Source organism: Ruegeria sp. BHSC223 (assembly GCF_059613025.1).
The window spans coordinates 18,392-37,168 of the sequence record NZ_JBXWRR010000008.1; the positions used below are offsets into that span (position 1 = coordinate 18,392).

Below are 18,777 nucleotides of genomic sequence, written 5' to 3' on the forward strand. Positions count from 1 at the left end.
CCGACGCGCGGGCCTGGCGGAACAAAAGTCTGAAATCAGACTTTTGCCAAGACTTTTGCTTAAAAGTCTTGGCCGCTAACCGCGCACGGGCGCCCATTTGGTCGAGCGTACTCCCATGGCATAACGCAGCAGCGCCCAAAAAATCGCCGCGTGCCCCATCACGAACAGCACCGCCACCGAAGCGCCCGGAAGCCGCCGGCCCCAGCGGGTCGTCACCGCGGCCAGCGCAACGGCACAAAGCGCGACCTGCGCGCCGAACATCGCCACATAGAACGCGCCCTGATCCAGCAGGGCGATATTGGCCAGCAGCAGCAGCGGCAGCAGCACCGCCACCAGACGGCGCAGCAGCTTGTGGCAGAAGAGTTGCACCGCATAAAGCCCGGTCCGGCCCGGATTCATCAGCCCCGCATAATGCATCAATCCACGCCAGCCGCGCTCGGTCGAGCGCACCCGCCGCCCGAATTCTCCGCGCAGGTTCGATGTCACCGCCTCGCGCGCCACCGCTCCCGGCGCATAGGCCAGCCGGTATCCGCGCGCCACCACCCCCAGCGAGATCGCCAGATCGTCGGCCATGTCCGCAGGCACCACCCCAACTAGCCTCCGGCGCACCGCGTAAAGTGTGCCCTGGGCCGAGACCGTGCCCGCGATCCGGTCTTCGGCCCGTTTCAGCGCATTGTCATAACGCCAGTAAAGCTGCTCGGCCCGCGCCATCAGCCCGTCACGACCCTTGATCCCCAGTTGTCCGATGCTGCCCCCGACCCCTGGATCGGCAAAGGGTGCCAGCAGGCGGATCAAGGCGTCCGGGTCGAGCAGGCTGTTGGCATCCGAGAAGATCACGATCTCGTCCTCGGGGATCATCGCCAGACCGTGATTGAGCGCTGCGGCCTTGCCGCCATGCTGTGAAAGCCCGATCACCTGGATATCAGCGTCACCCTCAGCCGCCGCCGCGGCCTCGGTCAGGGTGGCATCTTCGGACCCGTCCGAAACCACCAGCACCCGCAGCCGGTGACCATCCCGGCGCTGCGCCCTGAGCGAGCGGATCTTGGCGCCGATATCGCGCGCCTCGTTGCGCGCCGCGATCAGAACCGTGGCCGACTGCGTCACCGGCGGATGCGCCGGGCGGTCGCGCACCAGCCGCGCCAATCCGATCCAGAGCAGGCCATAACCAACCAGCGAGAACAGGATCAGCCCCAGGCAGGTCCAGAACAATACCGTCATCCCGCCTGCCCCGTGTCCACCCGCCAACCGCCCGCCAGCTGCGCCGCGCGCGCGCAGAGCGCGGCGAGGATCCAGGTGTATTTGATGTCCTCGTTTGGCATGAACAGGCTGGCAAACATGAACACTGCCATCGCGACCCCCAATGCCTGGGCCAGCACCTGTGTCTCGGTCACCGGATGCAGCCCGGCCTTCAGCGCCGCCGAGGCCGCGCTCAACAGCGCGCCCAGGAACAGCGCGATACCCACGATCCCGGTTTCCACCGCCACCTCGAGATAGGCATTGTGAAGCTGGCGCGCCTCGGCCTCGCGCCCGGGATACCAGCGGAAGGCGTCGCTGGCATAATTGACCGGATAGGCCCCCGGCCCCAGTCCGGTCACCGGATGTTCGGCCCAAAGCGCCAGTCCGATCTGGTTGTAGCTGAGCCGCCGCAGCAGCGACCGGTCCGATGTATCGCCCTCGCCCAGGAAATCACCCAGCACGCCGAACCGCTCGACCAGCGTATCGGGCGCGTTCAGCACCGCGACCACCAGTGCCGCCAGCGCCCCCAGCGCCACCACCGGGAACAGCCGGTGATGCCGCATGCGAAAGCCGATCAGCCCGATCCCCATGGCCACGGCAATCGCGCCCGATCGCGCGCCCATCATCGGCAGCGCCACAAGACACAGCAGCGAAATCGCCATCCACAGCCGCCGCCCGCGCCGGTCATAGAGCGCCATCACCAGCGCCAGCATCAGGCTCACCGCCATCAGATGTGACGAGGTGGTGGGGTTATAGGCCGAGGCCCCGGCGGACCGCACCGCCCCCAGCCAGGCGGCCACATCGGCCTCGTCTGCATAGGGCAAAAGCCGCAGTCCGAACACGGTCTCGAGGATGACAAAGACCGCCGAAATCGCGCCGCTGACCGCGATCACCAGCACCATGCGCCGCAGGTGCCGGGGCGAGGTGACCGTCAGACCAAGGATCGGCACCAGCAGCAGCGTCTGCAAGAACCCTTTGGTATGATCATAGGAATAGCTCTGCCAGCCCGAGGCCAGATACGAGACACACAGCCAGATGGCGAACAGCAGGGTGAACATCGCCGTGGGCGACAGCCGCAACCGCCCCTGCATCAGCGGATGGCGCCGCACCGTCAGCACAAGCGACAGCAGAACCAGCGCGGTGAGCGCCTTGAACAGCGAGATCGGCAGTCTCTGATCGACCAGCAGCGCGATCCCGTCGAGCTGGGCCAGCGCGACCAGCAGATAGGCGCCCAGCACGGTGTTGCCCAGCACGGCAAACCCGCCAAGCGCAGTAGCCAGAAGCCCCACCGCCAAGCCCGGCCCAGACAGCGCGGCGGCGGCGGCCAGCAGCGCGCCGCCAAAGCCCAGCGCCAGCTGCCGCGGCGCCGGGGTCATCCCACGCGTCCCCGGATATCGACATAGGCCACCGCGACAGGCAGCGACCGCGACAGGTTGCGAAGCTGATCGAGATAGTCGCGCAGCTCGGCCGCCGACACCTCGTCCCGGCCGAGCGTGATCAACACCGCAGCACTAGGAGCCATATTCCCCGGCCGCACCGCCCGGCGCAGCAGCCCCGTGTAGACTTGGTCGCTATAGGGATAGCTCTGCATCACCCGGCGGCCCACCGCCTCGGCCCGGCGCGGGTCCGACACGTCGAGGACCGCCACCATGTCATCGGTATCCAGCGCATCCCAGTCCAGATAGGGTCGCATGCCCTCCTCGGCGGCGGCCATCGCCGGACTGGCGGCCGCGCCCGTCAGCTCGGTCTCCTCCAGCGCCGCCGGAGACAGAACCCGCAGCCCGGCCACGCCGGACAGATCGGTCTGGGTGCGCAGGCGGGTTGCCATGTAATCGCGGCTGAGCACGACCATCATCGCCAGAAGGAAGCCCGACACCGCCCCCATCACGGTCCGGTTCACCACCTTCGGTTCCTCGGGCAGCGCGGGCGGCGTTGCCAGGTCAACGATGCGCAGGGTCTCGATACTTTCCGCCTCGCTGATGCGAACCTCCAAAAGGCGCGCGTCGATATCATCAAGCTGCACGCGCGTACGCTCGATTTCCGAGTTCAGCCCTTCGAACCGGGTTTCCAACTTGGCCAGCGCCGCGATGCGCTGTTCCAGCCGGGTGACGATCTTGTCGCTTTCGACCACCGCGGCGGCCAGTTCCACCTCGCGCAGGCGGGCCAGGTTCAGCTCTTCCTTCGTGGTCTGGGTCAGACCGTCATGCCGGTTGAGCGGCCGGTCGGGCAGAAAGGCGCGCAGCTGAGCCTGGATGGCCAGCAGGTTGCGACGGTCGGCATCACGCTGGGCGGATTCGGCAAACAGCCGGGCCAGCAATTCGCGCCGCTCGGTCTCGATCTCGACCACCCCCGAGGCGGTGCGCAGTGCGTTGCGCTCGTCGATCAGGTCGGACAGGCGGCGCTCGGTCGCCAGTTTCTGCGTCTCGAGGAAGCTTGCCAACTCGCCGGTGGTGGCGGCCACCTGTTCGCGACTGCGGGAGCGATAGACCCGCGCCAGTACATTGGCCAGCTCGGCGGCGATCTTCGGATCCTCCCAGGCTACCGAGATTTCCATCACGAACGAGCTTTCGACCATCTTCAACTCGATCGCGTCCTGGATCTCGGTCACCAGATCCTTTTCGCCCGCCGCTGCCCCGGCGCTGCCGGAATTGAGCCAGCGCAGAGCGGCCTCGACCTGTTGCTTGGCCTCCTTGGCAAAGGCGAGCAGCGCCGGGATCTGCTGTTCTTCGGGCGCGGCCCCCGCGGCGCCGAACACCTCGAGCCGGGCGCGTTCGGCGATCTCGCGGCTCTTGAGATATTCGATATGGCTACGGGTGATCACATTGGCGCTGTCCAGCGAGGACGAGCGTACATAGACCTGAGAATAGCGCAACTCGGCGTCGGTGGGCTGCGCGGTCACCTTGGCCGAGGCCCGGTAGACCGGCGAGAAATTCAGCTTGTAGACCGCATAGGCACAGGACAGCGCCGCGCAGGCCAGCATCAGCAGCAGGATCAGCCGACGGCTCTGCCGCATCAGTTCGGCCACATGGCGGATGGCGGCGCCCGCCTCGTTCTGACGCGGTCCCTCGCCACCCCCCTCGCGCGGGCCGGACGGGTCGGTGGGCCGGTTGCGGGCGGGGCTGGGCAGGTCGTGGATCAACTCTAGTCGCGACATGGCGAGGGGCTCTCCTGCAATGGGGCCGCCGCCTCGGCGCCAAGCGGCGCCGCGAACGAGGGTCCGGAACGAGTGGTTGGCGGCGGCACGAGGCCGCTCCATACCCAGCGGGGAAATTCGGGACGACGCCTGGAGACGCCGGTACGCAGACGATCAAGCAGCCAGAGCGGCACCAGCGCCGACAGCGTCTCGGCCACCGCGATGGCGGCATGGTCGGCACGGGTCAGCTCGCCCGCCACACCGGGCGCGGCAAAGCTGCTGTTGGGCGCGTATTCCGGCGCAAGGCCCGGCGCGGGCGGCAAGCCCAGCGCATCGACCATCGCCGCCACCGATGCGGCGCCACCCGAGACGAAGCCGCGATAGTCGAGCACGCTCACCCGCTCGGGGAACTGGCGTGCGAACCGGCGCAGAACCCGCCGGTGATAGGCATTGGACAGCGCCCCGCGCAGCACCGCGGGCAACCGGGCCAGCCCCGTGCGCGGCACCCGGCCATAGGCCCAGAGCCGCGAGCGCACCAGACCGGCGCTGTCGCGATGGATCGCGACAAAGCGCGCATCGGGATAGGCCGCCGCGATCCGGGCCGCCTCGTGCACGTGATGGGGCGATTTTTCGACCCAGGCCAGCGCCCCCTGCTGGCGGGCATGGGCGGTCATCGCCTGGTGAAAGAACACCTCCGGATCGCCAACGCGCTCCAACCGGTGCCTGTCCTCGTCCGTAAGGTCCAGCAGCCGGCCATAGTCGCTGTCCAGAAACGCCGCCACCGCCTGCGCGCGGGCGATGGCATCGGTCCAGTCCCAGGCACGGGCGAAATGAGAAAAGAATACGCTCTCGTGGATGCCCCTATGGCGCGGATCGGTCACCCCCGCCACATCCGGATGCGCCGCCAGCAGGTTGCCGATGAGCGTGGTGCCCGAACGTTGCAGACCCAGAACAAAGATGGGGCGCGGCGTGGTCATGGCGTCACCATGCGGGCGCCCTGCGGCGCCTGCCCCTTGCCGGCAGCGGCGAACAGTTCCAGCTGGCGCCTGGCGTTGACCCGCAGGTCGAACTCGCGCTCGACAAGCGCCCGCCCCTGCCAGGCCAGTTTGCTGGCCGCCTCAGGTGCGTCATGCACCGCGCAAAGCGCCGCCGTCAGCCCCGCCACATCGCCCGGCTCGGTCAACCAGCCGGTCTCGCCGGGCCGGATCAGTTCGGGAATGCCCGACACATTGGTCGAGATGGCGGGCCGGGCATAGGTCAGCGCCTCGATCATCACGTTCGGAATGCCCTCGGTCCGGCCATTGGGCCCGATGATCGAGGGCGCAACGCAGACCGAGGCGGCGCGGTAGAACCCGTCGATCTCGCCGAATGGCCGCTGGCCGAGAAAATGCACCCGGTCGTCCAACCCCAGCCCGGCGCTCAGCGCCTCGAGCTTGGCGCGATCCGGGCCGTCACCCACGATGTCAAGCCGCCAGCCCGGCCGGTCGAACCCGGCCAGCGCCCGCAGCAAGACGTCGACGCCCTTGCGCTGTTGCAGCGAGCCGACATAGAGGATGCGGAACCCGTCTTCGGCCGGGGGCGGGTCGCTGGGCGCGATGGCCGAGACATCGACACTGGAATGGATGACGGCGATATCCTGCTGGCGGATGCCGGGCACATGCTCGGCCAGGAACCGGCTGGCATAGGTGCTGACCGCCCGCACCAGCGCGGCATCGGCGAATTTCTGTTCCAGCAGGCGCTGGCTGCGGAAAATGTCATGCGCCCGGCAGCTGACCGAGTAGGGCACGCCAGACACGCGATGGGCGATCCAGGCGGCGGTAGCGGGATGACCGGCAAACTCGGCATGGATGTGATCGGCGCCCCAGTCGCGCAGCTCTTGCCCCAGCCGCAGCGCCGCGGGCAGCAAGGCCAAGGACTTGGCGGCGAATTTCGCCTCGCGCCCCTGATGCAGCGCGATGCTGCCCGCCAGCTGTGTCGCAGCCAGCGGTTGCGACGCCAGCGCCGCCAGCGAACGCGGCGAAAACAGCGGTATGTGCCGCGCGCGGCGTCCCGCCTCGGCCCCGAAATCGTGCAGGATCTGATCATTGCGCCAGGGCGCCAGGTGATACAGGCGCAGGTCCACCCCGGCCTCGAGAAACACCATCAGATCACGCAGGATAAAGGTCTCGGTGGTCTTGGGAAATTCGGTAACGATAACGGCCAGTTTCATGACATCCCCTCCTGCAAGGCGCCCGATCCGGCGCCACTGCCCCGGACACGCGTCCGGGCCAGCAGCCGCACGGCGCGGCGCAGCGCGCCCACTGCGCCCAACACGGCGACCCATCCCACGTAACCCTGGAAACAGCGGATCTGCGCCCGCACCGCCAGATCGTCGATCCAGCCGCAGCGGAAGCCTGCGTAGTCTTCGCCGATATGAACCCGCGACAGGATCGCCGCCGGGTCCGATGCGGCGTTGCGCGCCTGCCCCGCCGTGGTCGCAAGGAACCCCGCCTCGCGCGCCAGAGCCCGCGCGCGGTCGCTAGTTTGGTTTTGCGGCCAGCAGAACAGCATCGGCGCGCGGCCCATCTCGCGGGCGATCACCGCACGGCTGGTGGCCAGCACCGCCCGCACCCGCGCATCATAGGCGGCATCGCTTTCCTGACCCGTATCCGACGACCAGCCCCGCGCGGCAAGCGCCGGCGCGCTGACCGGCACGGCGCTGCCCATCGGCACCGGCCGGTTGCGGCGCAGGTACCAGTCATGCTTGTCCCCCGGCATCCGCGCCCATTGCATCCACGACAGCCGCCCCGCGTTCTCGGGCGTCAGGCGGTCGACCGTCTCGGGTCCCGTTGCGATGCGGCCATGATCGGTGCCATGCGCCTCGATGCGAAAGGTGCCTTCGGCCTCGAGCGCGCGAAGCTCGTCCCAGCTCAGATACCCATCCCAGCGCAGCGGCTCCTCGTGCCCCATCATCGGGCGCAAGGGCTGCGACGGTGCGATAAAATCTGTGGACACGAATAGCGTTGCACAGGCGCCATGGCGGCGCAGGATCGGCGTGGCGGCGACCCAATTGTCCAGATAGCCATCGTCGAAATGCAGCGCCATCCAGTTGCCCGGCACCGGCCGCCCCGCCAGCCGCGCCCGCACCAGGGTCTCGCTGTCAACGATCTGCATCCCCATGCGGCGGAACAGGCGCAGCTGCCGGTCGAGCGAGGCCGGACGGATCGAGATCTCTGCTTGCCAGGGCAGCCAGGCGGCATCATCGCTGACGCTGTGATAGGTCAGTACGGGATTGCCCGGCTCCAGCCGCCAAAGGCGCGCCGCCGCCAGATAACCGGCAACCGCCGCCAACAGCCAAAATGCCCAAACCGCCGCCCCGGTCAGCGCAGCAAGGGCACCGCCAGACAGGCCGCAGATCAGCGCCACTGACAGCAGCCCCCCCAGCAACCGCCGACGCAGGGCGCGGCGTGCGGTGGTATGCGCAGTCAGGGGCCGGGCATCGGACATCACGGCACCTCAGGTCGACAACACGGTCTCGTCGAGCAGATAGCGCTCGATCCGGTACCGCTGATAAGGGGTGCGCGCCGTATAAGAGGCATGACACAGGAATCCGGATTTGCCTACACCTAGCGGAAACACCGATTTCACCTCGGCCTCAAGCCCGATCCGCAGGTGCCGACCCGAGGCCAGCTTGCGGTCGACGGTCAGCGCATAACACCGGCGCCGGGGCGGCAGCGGGCTGACGAATTGCACGATCTGATCCGAAATGCCGACCACGCCGGCGGTGACCGTCTCGCCTTCCATCTCGAACTGCGCCACCGTGTGGCGGGGCCGGTGAAAGCCCGAGCGCAGAAAATTGAACCGCATCGCCGGGCTGCCCAGGTGCAGAACCATGTCAAGTACCCCACGCCCGGCCCGGCGCAGCACCGTCAGCCCCACATGCAGCACGAAACCCAGCGTCGCCCAGTAGTTTATCGGCGCCCGGCAGCAGAGAGAGTTGAACCGCCCGCGCAGCCGCTTGCCAGCCGAATGCGGCAACAGCGCCTGCGACATGCCCACCAGGCCTGGCTTGACGTTGAACCGCAGCGCAAAGCCGCTCGCCTCGCGCATGTATAGTTCCAGCAGTTCGGGGCGTACTGGGCGCGGGCCAAAAAAGACCATGTCGCCCCTGAGAATGTTGATCAGCTGCGGCAGCTCATCCAGCCGGGACTTGCGCAAATAGGACCCGACATTGGTTTCCAACAGGGTTCCCCTTGGCAGTGTAGACTGGCTGGTCCGTGCGGCAGCATCAGGCACGAGCGTCCTAAATTTCAATATTTTGAATGACTTGCGACCTTTACCTAATCTCGAACCGGAATAGAAGATAGGTCGACCGGACGAAAGCAAGACCAAGATCGAAAGGATAAACATGACTGGCGCCATCGCCAGCAGAACCAGACCGGCAAGCACCCGGTTCAATGCTGTGTCAAAAAGCGGATAGCGCGGCACATAGCCCGATCTGACGATCGCCGGTGACATTAGCCCACGCGGTGCAGACGCTCTCTCACGCCGCTGTGACTTTGCTGGCCACGGGGCGAATGCCCCGTCATTCAGTCCGGGCGCAAACTGCGCTTCGCGTAACATTTGTGCCGGCAGCGGGGCCATCGTCTCAAACAGGCGCACCCCCGCGTCGAGACCGGCAAGGTCGGCATCGACCTCATAGATGTCTCTCTTCATCTGCCAAACCCCTCATACCCGTCCCGCGCGCCCCTGAAAGGACTCCAACTTTTGAAACGGTCACAATGTTGACACCTTATCGCCACATTAACCTTGAACATAATAAGTGGCTGGAAACAGTTTGTTTCCGATACAGTTAAGCTCGATGGTCGCTATTGTTTTGTCATGATATGAGAATGTCGCTCACAAGAGGCTGCAATCGTAGCTCGCCCACAATTTTTGCGCGATCCGATCATGTGTAGTTCTTTCGACTCACGATCCTCGCTCGCCGTTCTGCTGCCGCATCTGCGCAGCGGTGGTATCGAGACATCGACTGTCGCGCTGATCCAACAGTTGCAAGGTCATCGGTTCGCGATCCGCCTGATCCTGGGCAACCGTACCGGCGAGTTGCTGGACCAAATCCCTGACACGGTGGAGATCGTCGATCTGGGCGGGCAGCGGGCGATGACCTCCCTCTGGGCACTGCGCGCGGCGCTGGCAGGGATGGACGCGGTCTACTCCGGCACCAATGCGCGCAATATCGCGGCGCTGATGGCGGCCCGGCTGCTGCCCGCCCACCAGCGCCCGGCGGTGATCATCAGCGAGCACAGCTCTCCCGCCGCCTATCTGGCGACGGCGCGCCATCCGGGCATGCGCCGCTGGCTGATGCGTCGGCTCTATCCGATGGCCGATCTGCTGGTGGCCCCGACCGAGGGGCTGGGCGCCGACTGGCTGGCGGCGCTGGAACTGGACCGGCCGGCGGTGGCAACCCTGCCCAACCCGGTCTTGTCGCCCGAGGCGCTGGCGCTGTCCACGCAAGTGGTACAAGGCGACGGCCCGCCCCGTGATCCGGCGCAGGTGCTGGCGGTCGGTCGCTTGCATCCGGCCAAGGGGCATGCCGACCTGATCCGCGCCTTTGCCCACGCCCTGCGGACCCGCCCCGAGTTGCGGCTGACCATCCTCGGCGAGGGCGAGGCCCGGCCCGAGCTGGAGGCGCTGATTGCGGCGATGGACTTGCAGGACCGGGTCACCCTGCCCGGTTACAGCCCGGACGTGGCGCGGCATATGGCGGGCGCCGGATTGTTCGTGCTGCCCTCGCATCGCGAGGGGTTCGGCAATGTGGTGGTCGAGGCACTGGCCCAGGGTACGCCGGTGCTGGCCACCGATTGCGACGGGCCAAGGCGGCTGCTCGGTCAGGCCGGGGCGGCTGGCCGGATCGTTCCCATCGGCGACACCGACGCCATGGCATTGGGCATTGCCGAGATGGCGGGCCAGGACGAGGCCCTGCGCGCGGCGCTGGCCGCCGCCCCCGCGCAGGCCGGGTTGTATGCGCATGCTGCCGCGGCGCGTATCTTTGCCGACCGGATCGCCCCCCTTGCAGTGCGACCTTCGGAATGACAGCCTGAGGCGACCAGAGCCGAGGCCCCGATGCACCCGCTGTTCAGATCGCTTGTCCCGCTGCTGATCGCCGCCGCCACGGCGCAGGCAACGCCGCTGGCCGAGCATCACGCAAGCGCGCCGGAACTGATGGCCCGCCCCGACCTGCGTCTGCAGCAGCAGAACGGCACCCTTGCCCCCGCTCCCGACCCGGTCGGCACCCGACAGGTGATCCGGGCACGGGCCGGAGCGAAACAGGCGGGTAAGGTGGGCAAGGCGGCGCTGATCCTGCCCTTTGACCCGCTTGGCCCCGGCGCCCGCATCCGGGTCACGGCCGAGCTGTTCCTGCCCCTCGGCACCCCGGCGAACTCGATCCACCTGTTCGATCTGGAATGCAAGTTCTGCGGCCCATCCGGCAATCCCGGGCTGCGGCTCTACCTCCGCCACGGCCGCCTGCGGGTGGATCGCAAGAAGATCGGTGGCGGCCATGCCTGGACCGACGACAGCGCGCCCGCGCTGACCACGGGCCGATGGCATATGGTCACCTGGGAGCTGAACCTGGGCACCGATGCGGCGCCCGGCAGATCGCAGGTCTATCTCGACGGGCAAAAGGTTCTCGACAACCGGGGCCGCACCCTGCCCGATGTGCCCGCCGAGCGCGCCGCCATCGACCGCTTGCAGATCGGCATTACCGCCAATTCCAACCCCGAGACCGTCATCCTCTATCTGGGCGCCGTCACGCTGGAACGCTGGCCCTAGCCGCGCAGATACTCGACCCCGTCGAGCACCCGGGCCAGCAGCGGGCGCAGAACGAACCGGTACATCCGGGGCAGCACCGCGTGGCGCTGGGAAAACCCGTCCTTGAACCGCTCGCGCCCCTCGGCCCCCGCATCGCTGCGGGGCACGCGCGGGTCGTCGCGTCCGGCCAGGTCCAGCCAGCGCGGCCCGCCCGGCTCGGCGCCGCCCGCCCAGCGCCGGATCGCGTACCAATAGACAAGGTAGGACCGCGGCAGGCGCGCATCGGGATCGGCCCAGCCATTGGACATGTTGAGCACGCGCGGCCCGTCGCGCAGCAGGGAAAAGGCCCCGACCGGGGCGCCCTCGGCCTCGACCAGTATCAGCGCGCCGCCATGGCGGGCGATCCAGTCGCGCTGCGCCTCAAGCCCCGGCAGGCCCCGCGTGGTCAGACCCCGCGCGCGGGCAAAGGCCTGGGTCCAGTCGCGGACCCGCGCCATCTCGGCCCCGGCCGCGACTGGGCGCAGGGTCAGGTCCAGCTTGTCAAGCTTGCGCAGGTTGCGCCTTGCATGGGCGGTGCAGGCGGCAAAGATCTCCTCGGGCGTCGGGGCAAGATCGATCAGGCCGGTGCAACTGTGCAGGCGCTGCCGTGCAGGCGGGGCCACCTGCCCGCCCAGCCGCGCCAGCAGGCGTTCAACGGTCTCGGCCTCGGCATCCTCCCATCGCGGGTTCATGGCGACGGTGATCAGGCCCGCATTGCGCAGGGCAGGCAGAAGCGCCGCCAACACCGGTTCCAGATCGGCGGGGGCGGCCACCACCGGACCGCGCCGGAACGCGCCCAGCGCCAAACCGCCCGGCACCCGGCTGAGCCGCAGCACACCATAGGCGGCCAGCCCGCCCGCATCGCGCTCGACCAGCACATGCCGATAGCTGTGCCGCCCGCCCTCGTCCTGCATGAGGCCCGGCCAGTCGGGATCCTGCAGATAGCTGTAGCCGGGGCTGGCATCGCAAAAGGTCCTGACCGCCGCGTGCTGTCCGGGCGTCAGATCGCGGCTCAGCACGACCTTCACGACACAACCCCGCGCCGGCCCTTTTGCCAGCCGCTGGCCTTGCGCCGCAACCGCCGGACCCCGCGCGCGGCAAAGAAGGCCGCCAGCGTCGGATCGCCAGGCCGGTGAATCAAGAGCCGTTCCATCGGGCGCTCGTCGGTCGAGACCTCGCGCACCAACCCATTGCAACGGGTAAAGTCGAAGCCCGCCGCGCCCCCCTCGAACGCGTCGCGGACACTTTGCATGACCGAGTTACGACCCACCGCAAGTTCGGCGTATTCCTCGTTGAAATCATTGGCCATTCCGTAATGCATATTGTCATGCACCAGAACGAAGCGGCCCGAGATCGCCACATCGTCCACCTGTCGGGCGGCAAAGAAACAGGCCTCGGGTCCAAGCCTCGCAAAGAGCTTTTCGAGAAACGCAACGCCCTCGGGCGCGGCCCCGTACCCGGTGCCGGTCAGCCCCTTCCACGAGGCCCGCGAGGCCGCCAGATAGGCGTCGAGCGCCGCGCGCCCGTCCCGGTCCGAGCGCAGATCGCGCACCTCCATCTCGGCCAGCTTGCGCTCGCTGCGCCGGAACACCTGCCGGGTCTTGGACTTGAGCCCGCCCAGATAGCTGTCGAAATCGCCATTGGCCGTCACGCTGCAGGCACTCATGGTGGCCTTGCGCCGCACCGCCAGCCCGGCCAGCCGGGCCGCGCGTTCGAGCATCTCGGCATCCGGGGTCTCCAGCGGCTCCAGCCGCCAGAAGCTGAGCCAGTCGGGCCGCAGCAGCGCCGCCAGCGCCGCGTCGGCATCGGGCAGGTCGGGATGCAGTAGCCATTGCGCCATGCCCGCCCGTCCCTCGCCCATGGCGGCCACCGCGCGGGCCTGTCCGGTGCGGAACATCGGCATGGCGCCCACCAGCTTTCCCTTGTGGCGCAACAGCGAGACCACCAGCGGGCGGCCCCGGCCATATGTCTCGGCCCAGCTGAGAAGAAAGGCGTGGCTGGCAAAGACGCCGCCACCGCTGGCCTTGGCCAGCGCGTGCCACTCACCTTCGATCGCGGCGAACCCGGCCGGATCGGTAATGCGTTCATACGCGTACATCCGTCCCCCCGACGGTTTCCGCCCCCACCCACTGCACAATGTGGCGGACGGAACGAATGATTCATGTTGCATGCAAGGCTGGAAAGCATTCAACCTTAATCTCGATGATTTGCACCGAAACACTTTGTTTCCCGGCGGACGCGACCGCCGCCCGTCTGTTCGGGCGCGGCCCAGCCCCCGGCAGAAAGGCCTGACCCGTATCATGTCCGCCGCGCGCCTGCTGGCCAATATCGTGCTGATGACCGGACTGAAGCTGGTGGGGCTGCTGCTCAGCGTTCTGCTGATCGTGCTGCAAACCGCCGCCTTTGGCACCACCCCGGCAGCAGATGCCTATTTCACCGTACGCCGCTTCGTACTGTCGGCCATCGCCATGGCCTTTGAGGCGACCAACCAGCTGGCGGTGCCTGAATTCGTGCGCGAGGTGCAGAGCGGCGGTCATGCCGGCATGCGGCGGGCGCTCTTGCGTTTCGGCATCCCCATCGTGGGGTTGCTCAGCCTGATCGCGCTGGCGCTGTGGGTCTTTGCCGAACCGGTGGTACGGCTGCTGGCGCCGGGCTTCGACGACGACCGGCTGGCACAGGCGGCCGAGCTGTTGGGCGTGGTCGCGCTGTGCCTGCCGCTGACCGGGATCGCCGCGCTTGCGGGCGCGTTCAACTTTGCCCGCCGCCGGTTTGGCCTGACCACGCTGGCGCGGCTGCTGCCGCGCGTGACCTTGTTGCCGGTTCTCCTGGTGATGGGCGCGGCGGTGACGCCGCTGTCGCTGTCATGGGCGCTGGTCATCGGGGTCGCGCTTATGGCGCTGATGATCGTGGTTCAGGGCCTGCGCGACCTGCGCCGGATGGACCGTGGCGGGCTTTCGATGCCGCGCCGGTCGACCACCCCGCGCCGGGCTGCCGCCGTCACCATCAACGCCGCCGCACAGATGGCGATGGGCTGGGCCGACGCGGCGCTTGCCTCGCTGACCGGCCTGGGTGGCGTTACCATCATGTTTGTCGCCCAGCGCCTGCTGAGCGCGGCCCCCGGCGCCGTCAATTCGGCCGTGAACTCGGCCTATTACACCGAATACTCCCATGCCGCCGGGGCCGAGGCCGGCGCCCGCCCCACCATCGCCGCCGCCGTGCGGATCAGCCTGTTCCTGACCCTGCCACTGGTGGCTTTCGTGATGATCGCGGCAACACCGCTCATTACCTTTCTGCTGGAACGTGGCGCCTTTACCGCCGAGGACACCGCCGCCACCGCCGATCTGGTGCGTTTCCTGGCGCCACTCTTGCTGGTGAACGCGGTGCTGGCCGCCTTTCTGCCCGCGACGCTGGCCGATGACGGGCTGCCGCTGGTGCGGGTGTTCCTGTGGTTCTCGGCGGTCGCGCTGCTGATCCGCTTTGCCGCCGGCCTGCCGCTGGGCGCGCTGTTCGGCCTCAAGGGGGTGGCAAGCTCGATCCTGCTGGCCTCGACTGGGTCGGCGCTGGTGCTGGCACGCGCGCTCCATCGCCGCCACGGCGCGTTGGGCACCTGGCACGACCTGCGCGAGATCGCCCTGATGATCGGCGCCGCGGTGGTGGCGGCGGCGGTCTCGACGCTGGTCTGGTGGCAACTGGACCTGGGCGACCTGGCCCTGCTGTGCGCCCATGCGCTGACCGTCGGACTGCTGTTCCTGGCTGGATGCGCTCTGTTGCGCTTGCCTGAAATGCAGGCCCTGCTGGCGCTTTTGCGTCGCAGGCGGCGCTAGGGGTACCGGTTTAGGAAACAGACAGTTTCCAACGTGGTCGATTACCGTGGCCACAAGGCAAGTTACTGATTAGGATAATCGTATCCGGTTGCCTCGGGGGGTCGAAGGCATCGGTCGCAAGAAGCGTGATCCAAAGGTGGGGGCCTTGCCGATTTCGCTGGACAGCCATGTGACGCGCGTAAGCATGGCGCAGGTTCGGTGTTGCCGCCCTTCAGGACTGTCGCACATCTCGGGAGGGGGATATGGGCGTATTGTCATCCGAACTGGACAAGCTGCTGGCGGTTGCACTGCTGCTTTGCGCTTCGCTGCTGGTGCGCCAGGCTGTGATCTTTTCAGGCCAGACCTGGATCCGGACCTTTTCACATACGCTGACATTGCTTCTGTTGCCACTGGTCACCTATTCGCTGACCTCTGTCATCTCGGGCATTATCGCGCTGTCGCTGGGCATGGTGGGGGCGCTGTCGATCGTGCGTTTCCGCAACCCGGTGAAATCGCCGCTGGAACTGGTGACCTATTTTCTGATGATCTCCTGCGGGATCGCGGCGGCGGTCAGCGTCTCGTGGCTAGTGCTGCTGGTCGGCAGCGCGGTGGGAACGCTGGTGGCGGCGGAACTGTTCAACCGCTGGTCGCGACGGGTCCGGGGGGTGCCGCTCTACACAACGTCCTTTACCGAGGGCAATGCGCTGCACACGCTCGAGGTGTTCTCCGAAACCGAGATGCCCGACCTGCTGGGCCATGCCGCGCTGGTCGGGTTCGACAAGACGCCCGAGGGAGTCGTCTATCGCTTTGCCAGCCCCTCGCGGCAGGACCTGCTGGCGCTGAGCGGTGCGGTCAACGGCCAGACCGGGATCACCCGCATCGCCTTTGCGGCGGCCTGAACGCCATGTGGCGGCGGCTGCATCTTCTGGTCATGGCGCCCGCCCTGCTGCTGGCGCCGGTGGCAGAGGCGGGCTGCGACTTTCCGACCGGGCAATACCGGGCGGAACTGGCGGATATTGCTTCGGTCCGGCGGATCGAAGTGAGTGTCGACAAGGCCCGAAAATGGGCCCGCAACGGGCTGCGGATCATTACGTCGGATGGCGAACAGATCGCCGAGAAATACAAGCGGAGTTTTAACGGAACCGTCTCGGTATTCTACGATTTCGGCCGTTGCGACCACCCGGCCCGACTGCGCCAGAACGGCGATTTCAAGGATCATGTGGAGCTGGACCGGGGCCGCCTGCTGCAAAGCCTGAACATCCGTCTGGACGAGGGCAATATCGCCCATGCGGTACGGTTCAAGCTGTTTCTGCAAAAAACCCGCAATTCCGAAAACGAGGTGCTGGCCGCCCTGCTGTTGTCGCGGCTGGGCTTTCTGGCGCCGCGTACCCGGGTCGTCGATGTGGTGCAGAACGGCACGCCGGTGCGGATGCTATGGCAGGAAACCGTGGCCAAGGAGTTTCTGGAACACAACCGCCGCCGCGAGGGCCCCATGTTCGAGGGCGACGAGGCGCTGCTGGCGCTGTGGTCGGACCGGGGCGGCTATCTGTACGAGGATCTGGGCCTGGCGCGGGTGGTCAACGACAAATGGGCCGAGCGCGGTGCTGCCTCGGTGGCGATGACGGCAGATGCCTTCACCCGGTTGCAGGCCGCTTACGCCACCTATGGCAACGCCCATGCGCCCGATCCTTCGCAGGCCCTGACCGGCATGCCTGTGCCCGCAACCGACAGCGCCGAGGCCGCGCGCATCTGGTGGGACTATGCCGCGCTGATGTTCGCCATGCGCGCCAGCCACGGGCTGCGCCCGCATAACCGCAAATTCTACTGGAACGCCTTTCTGCAAGGCATGGAGCCGATCTATTACGATGGCGAGGCCGATCCGAAACGGACCGATCCGCGCTATCTGCGCGCACTCGACAAGGTGCTTTATGCACCGCATTTCAGCGCCGAACGCATGGCCCGACTGCAAGCGGCGGTGGCCGCGCTGGACGGCGCCGACCTGACCGCGCGCTACCGGGCGCTCTGCGACAGCGGCTGCGCACCCGATGCGGCGGCCCATCTGCTGGACCGTCTGGCCGCGAACATGCCCGCGCTGGTCCTGCCCTCGGAGGGCACCGGGCCCGCCCTCGCCGATCCCTGGCCCGTCTTCCGCGCGCGCCTCTTCCAGCGACTGCCCGAGGCCCGCAGCCGGGACATCGCCGCCGCCGATCCGGTCAGCGGGATCGCAACAGCAGAGCTCTGCTCCCGCGACACCTGCGAAACGCAGCTTCTGGACCGCGCCGCCCATGTGGCGGCCCTGTCCGGCGCGGTGCTGGACGGCATGCAACTGACCATGACCCTGACCGCGCAAACAGCGGATGGCACGGCCTATGCCACCACGCCCCTGAGCGGCTGGGGCCTGACCCTGCGCCACAGTCCGGGCCTTGCCATCGAGACGGACCCGCAAGGCCGGCGGCTGGTGCTGACCCAGTCGGCACCCGACGACTGGGTCCTCTTGATGGGCGACCGGCTGGAGGGGGTCGAGATCGCGTTCAAGGGCCTGCCCCCGCCCCCCGCCACCGCCGAGGCTCCGCCCGAGCAGCGGTTCAACCCCTATGGGCTGACCGGCTGCCTGACCCTTTATGGCATGACCCTCTCCCGGGTGCGGATCAGCGCCGAAGGCGGCGGATGCGAAGACGGCGTCAACATCGTCTCCAGCCGGGGGGACATCGCGCTGCTCGAGGTCCACGGTGCCGCCTCGGATGCGGTGGACATGGACTTTGCCGATCTGCATGTGGCCGAGGCACGGATCACCGGCGCGGGCAACGACTGTCTGGATCTCAGCGGCGGCCACTATCGGTTCGATCTGGTGCTGGCGGCCAACTGCGGCGACAAGGCGGTGTCGGTCGGCGAGGCAAGCGCGGTCGCCATCGGCGATCTGGACGCGCGTGCCAGCGCCATCGGCATCTCGTCCAAGGACGGATCAAGCGTGACCGTCGACCGGGTCGGGATCGAGGCCACGCTGTTCTGCCACGAGGTCTTTCGCAAGAAACAGGAATTCCCCGGCGCCTATCTGCGTCTTGGTCCCGGCCAATGCAACGGTCCGGCGGGCTGGGTCGACGCCGACTCGGTCCTCGATCCGCGCGGTGACAGCGGATGAGTTTCCGGATCGAAGAAAAGGTGGTTCTGACGGCAAGCGACATGGCCCGCCTGCAAGCCGATCTGCAAGGCCGTGGCATGGTGCCGCTCTATCCCGCGCGGCTGATCCGCTCGGTCTATTTCGACACCACCGGGTTGCAGATGTTCTCGGACTCAGAGGAAGGGGTGCTGCCGCGCAAGAAGGTTCGCCTGCGCCGCTATCCCGAACAGACCGACGCAGGCGCGGTGCTGGAGACCAAGATCTCCTCGGTCGAGGGACGGTTCAAGACCACCCGGCCCGTCGATGCCGGAACCGAAGCACGGTTGCTGAGACAGGGTCATTTCGACCGCGACTACGGCACCTTGATGCCGATGGTCGCGGTCAGCTATCGCCGCTCCTATTACAGCCTGAACGGGCTGCGCATCACCTTTGATCGCGACATCTCCTATGCACGCCCTGACGGACAGCTGGCGCATCGCGAGTCCTGGACCGTTTGCGAACTCAAGGCCCCCGCCGGGGCGCCTCTGGATGCGCTGCACCATGTCCTGCCCGTCCCCAGACGGCGTTTTTCCAAGTTTTGCAACGGGATAAGCGCAGTAATCGCCCGCGCATAACGCCCCCCGGCGCGACGCTTTGGCGCTGTGTTTTATGCAAAAAAC

The 18,777-nt window shown here is 67.5% G+C and carries 15 protein-coding genes; 6 read left to right on the plus strand and 9 right to left on the minus strand.

Annotation, left to right across the window (positions count from 1 at the left end):
• Positions 1–75: 75 nt before the first annotated feature.
• The 7 genes from AC2FNY_RS13470 to AC2FNY_RS13500 are packed head-to-tail and all read right to left on the minus strand — an operon-like array spanning position 76 to position 9,064.
• Positions 76–1,218, minus strand: coding sequence for a glycosyltransferase (locus AC2FNY_RS13470; RefSeq protein ID WP_496802772.1), 1,143 nt, complete (start codon positions 1,216–1,218; stop codon positions 76–78).
• The gene (locus tag AC2FNY_RS13475; RefSeq protein WP_496802773.1) at positions 1,215–2,612 is read right to left on the minus strand and encodes an O-antigen ligase family protein; all 1,398 of its coding nucleotides are present in this window, start codon (positions 2,610–2,612) and stop codon (positions 1,215–1,217) included. The genes AC2FNY_RS13470 and AC2FNY_RS13475 overlap by 4 nt, the downstream gene beginning before the upstream one ends.
• A complete protein-coding gene (locus AC2FNY_RS13480) occupies positions 2,609–4,390 on the minus strand; it encodes a hypothetical protein (protein WP_496802774.1) in 1,782 nt (593 codons plus the stop codon). Before AC2FNY_RS13480 ends, AC2FNY_RS13475 begins: the two co-directional genes overlap by 4 nt.
• Positions 4,378–5,346, minus strand: a complete 969-nt coding sequence (locus AC2FNY_RS13485; protein WP_496802775.1) for a sulfotransferase family protein — start codon at positions 5,344–5,346, stop codon at positions 4,378–4,380. Before AC2FNY_RS13485 ends, AC2FNY_RS13480 begins: the two co-directional genes overlap by 13 nt.
• A complete protein-coding gene (locus tag AC2FNY_RS13490; protein ID WP_496802776.1) occupies positions 5,343–6,578 on the minus strand; it encodes a glycosyltransferase family 4 protein in 1,236 nt (411 codons plus the stop codon). The genes AC2FNY_RS13485 and AC2FNY_RS13490 overlap by 4 nt, the downstream gene beginning before the upstream one ends.
• On the minus strand, positions 6,575–7,855 hold the full coding sequence (locus AC2FNY_RS13495) for a polysaccharide deacetylase family protein (protein ID WP_496802777.1): 1,281 nt from the start codon (positions 7,853–7,855) through the stop codon (positions 6,575–6,577). Before AC2FNY_RS13495 ends, AC2FNY_RS13490 begins: the two co-directional genes overlap by 4 nt.
• 9 nt (positions 7,856–7,864) lie before the next feature.
• Positions 7,865–9,064 carry a sugar transferase gene (locus AC2FNY_RS13500; protein WP_496802778.1) on the minus strand — a complete coding sequence of 400 codons (1,200 nt, stop codon included), beginning with the start codon at positions 9,062–9,064 and terminating at the stop codon, positions 7,865–7,867.
• A gap of 234 nt (positions 9,065–9,298) precedes the next feature.
• Between AC2FNY_RS13500 and AC2FNY_RS13505 the strand changes: the two genes are divergently transcribed.
• Positions 9,299–10,441 carry a glycosyltransferase gene (locus AC2FNY_RS13505; protein WP_496802779.1) on the plus strand — a complete coding sequence of 381 codons (1,143 nt, stop codon included), beginning with the start codon at positions 9,299–9,301 and terminating at the stop codon, positions 10,439–10,441.
• Positions 10,442–10,471: 30 nt separating this feature from the next.
• Positions 10,472–11,179, plus strand: coding sequence for a hypothetical protein (locus AC2FNY_RS13510; protein WP_496802780.1), 708 nt, complete (start codon positions 10,472–10,474; stop codon positions 11,177–11,179).
• Here the strand turns inward: AC2FNY_RS13510 and AC2FNY_RS13515 are convergent.
• Both AC2FNY_RS13515 and AC2FNY_RS13520 read right to left on the minus strand, forming a co-directional pair.
• The gene (locus AC2FNY_RS13515) at positions 11,176–12,225 is read right to left on the minus strand and encodes a GNAT family N-acetyltransferase (RefSeq protein ID WP_496802781.1); all 1,050 of its coding nucleotides are present in this window, start codon (positions 12,223–12,225) and stop codon (positions 11,176–11,178) included. The genes AC2FNY_RS13510 and AC2FNY_RS13515 overlap by 4 nt on opposite strands.
• Positions 12,222–13,295, minus strand: a complete 1,074-nt coding sequence (locus AC2FNY_RS13520; RefSeq protein WP_496802782.1) for a GNAT family N-acetyltransferase — start codon at positions 13,293–13,295, stop codon at positions 12,222–12,224. The genes AC2FNY_RS13515 and AC2FNY_RS13520 overlap by 4 nt, the downstream gene beginning before the upstream one ends.
• A gap of 202 nt (positions 13,296–13,497) precedes the next feature.
• Between AC2FNY_RS13520 and murJ the strand changes: the two genes are divergently transcribed.
• From murJ to AC2FNY_RS13540, 4 genes are all read left to right on the plus strand, one after another.
• Positions 13,498–15,021 (plus strand): lipid II flippase MurJ, encoded by a 1,524-nt coding sequence (gene murJ / locus AC2FNY_RS13525; RefSeq protein ID WP_234183251.1) that lies wholly within the window; start codon positions 13,498–13,500, stop codon positions 15,019–15,021.
• Positions 15,022–15,263: 242 nt separating this feature from the next.
• Complete coding sequence (locus AC2FNY_RS13530) at positions 15,264–15,899, plus strand: DUF4956 domain-containing protein (RefSeq protein ID WP_496802783.1); 636 nt, start codon at positions 15,264–15,266, stop codon at positions 15,897–15,899.
• A 5-nt stretch (positions 15,900–15,904) separates the two neighbouring features.
• Positions 15,905–18,139, plus strand: a complete 2,235-nt coding sequence (locus AC2FNY_RS13535) for a hypothetical protein (RefSeq protein ID WP_496802784.1) — start codon at positions 15,905–15,907, stop codon at positions 18,137–18,139.
• On the plus strand, positions 18,136–18,732 hold the full coding sequence (locus AC2FNY_RS13540; RefSeq protein WP_234137984.1) for a VTC domain-containing protein: 597 nt from the start codon (positions 18,136–18,138) through the stop codon (positions 18,730–18,732). Before AC2FNY_RS13535 ends, AC2FNY_RS13540 begins: the two co-directional genes overlap by 4 nt.
• Positions 18,733–18,777: the final 45 nt, after the last annotated feature.

Bases quoted from the DNA above. Each gene is read 5' to 3' on its own strand.
- AC2FNY_RS13495 (WP_496802777.1), bottom strand. From the start codon at position 7,855: ATGTCCGATGCCCGGCCCCTGACTGCGCATACCACCGCACGCCGCGCC.
- AC2FNY_RS13520 (WP_496802782.1), bottom strand. From the start codon at position 13,295: ATGTACGCGTATGAACGCATTACCGATCCGGCCGGGTTCGCCGCGATC.
- AC2FNY_RS13510 (WP_496802780.1), top strand. From the start codon at position 10,472: ATGCACCCGCTGTTCAGATCGCTTGTCCCGCTGCTGATCGCCGCCGCC.
- AC2FNY_RS13480 (WP_496802774.1), bottom strand. From the start codon at position 4,390: ATGTCGCGACTAGAGTTGATCCACGACCTGCCCAGCCCCGCCCGCAAC.
- AC2FNY_RS13530 (WP_496802783.1), top strand. From the start codon at position 15,264: ATGGGCGTATTGTCATCCGAACTGGACAAGCTGCTGGCGGTTGCACTG.
- AC2FNY_RS13505 (WP_496802779.1), top strand. From the start codon at position 9,299: ATGTGTAGTTCTTTCGACTCACGATCCTCGCTCGCCGTTCTGCTGCCG.
- AC2FNY_RS13540 (WP_234137984.1), top strand. From the start codon at position 18,136: ATGAGTTTCCGGATCGAAGAAAAGGTGGTTCTGACGGCAAGCGACATG.
- AC2FNY_RS13475 (WP_496802773.1), bottom strand. From the start codon at position 2,612: ATGACCCCGGCGCCGCGGCAGCTGGCGCTGGGCTTTGGCGGCGCGCTG.
- AC2FNY_RS13500 (WP_496802778.1), bottom strand. From the start codon at position 9,064: ATGAAGAGAGACATCTATGAGGTCGATGCCGACCTTGCCGGTCTCGAC.
- AC2FNY_RS13535 (WP_496802784.1), top strand. From the start codon at position 15,905: ATGTGGCGGCGGCTGCATCTTCTGGTCATGGCGCCCGCCCTGCTGCTG.
- murJ (WP_234183251.1), top strand. From the start codon at position 13,498: ATGTCCGCCGCGCGCCTGCTGGCCAATATCGTGCTGATGACCGGACTG.
- AC2FNY_RS13470 (WP_496802772.1), bottom strand. From the start codon at position 1,218: ATGACGGTATTGTTCTGGACCTGCCTGGGGCTGATCCTGTTCTCGCTG.
- AC2FNY_RS13485 (WP_496802775.1), bottom strand. From the start codon at position 5,346: ATGACCACGCCGCGCCCCATCTTTGTTCTGGGTCTGCAACGTTCGGGC.
- AC2FNY_RS13490 (WP_496802776.1), bottom strand. From the start codon at position 6,578: ATGAAACTGGCCGTTATCGTTACCGAATTTCCCAAGACCACCGAGACC.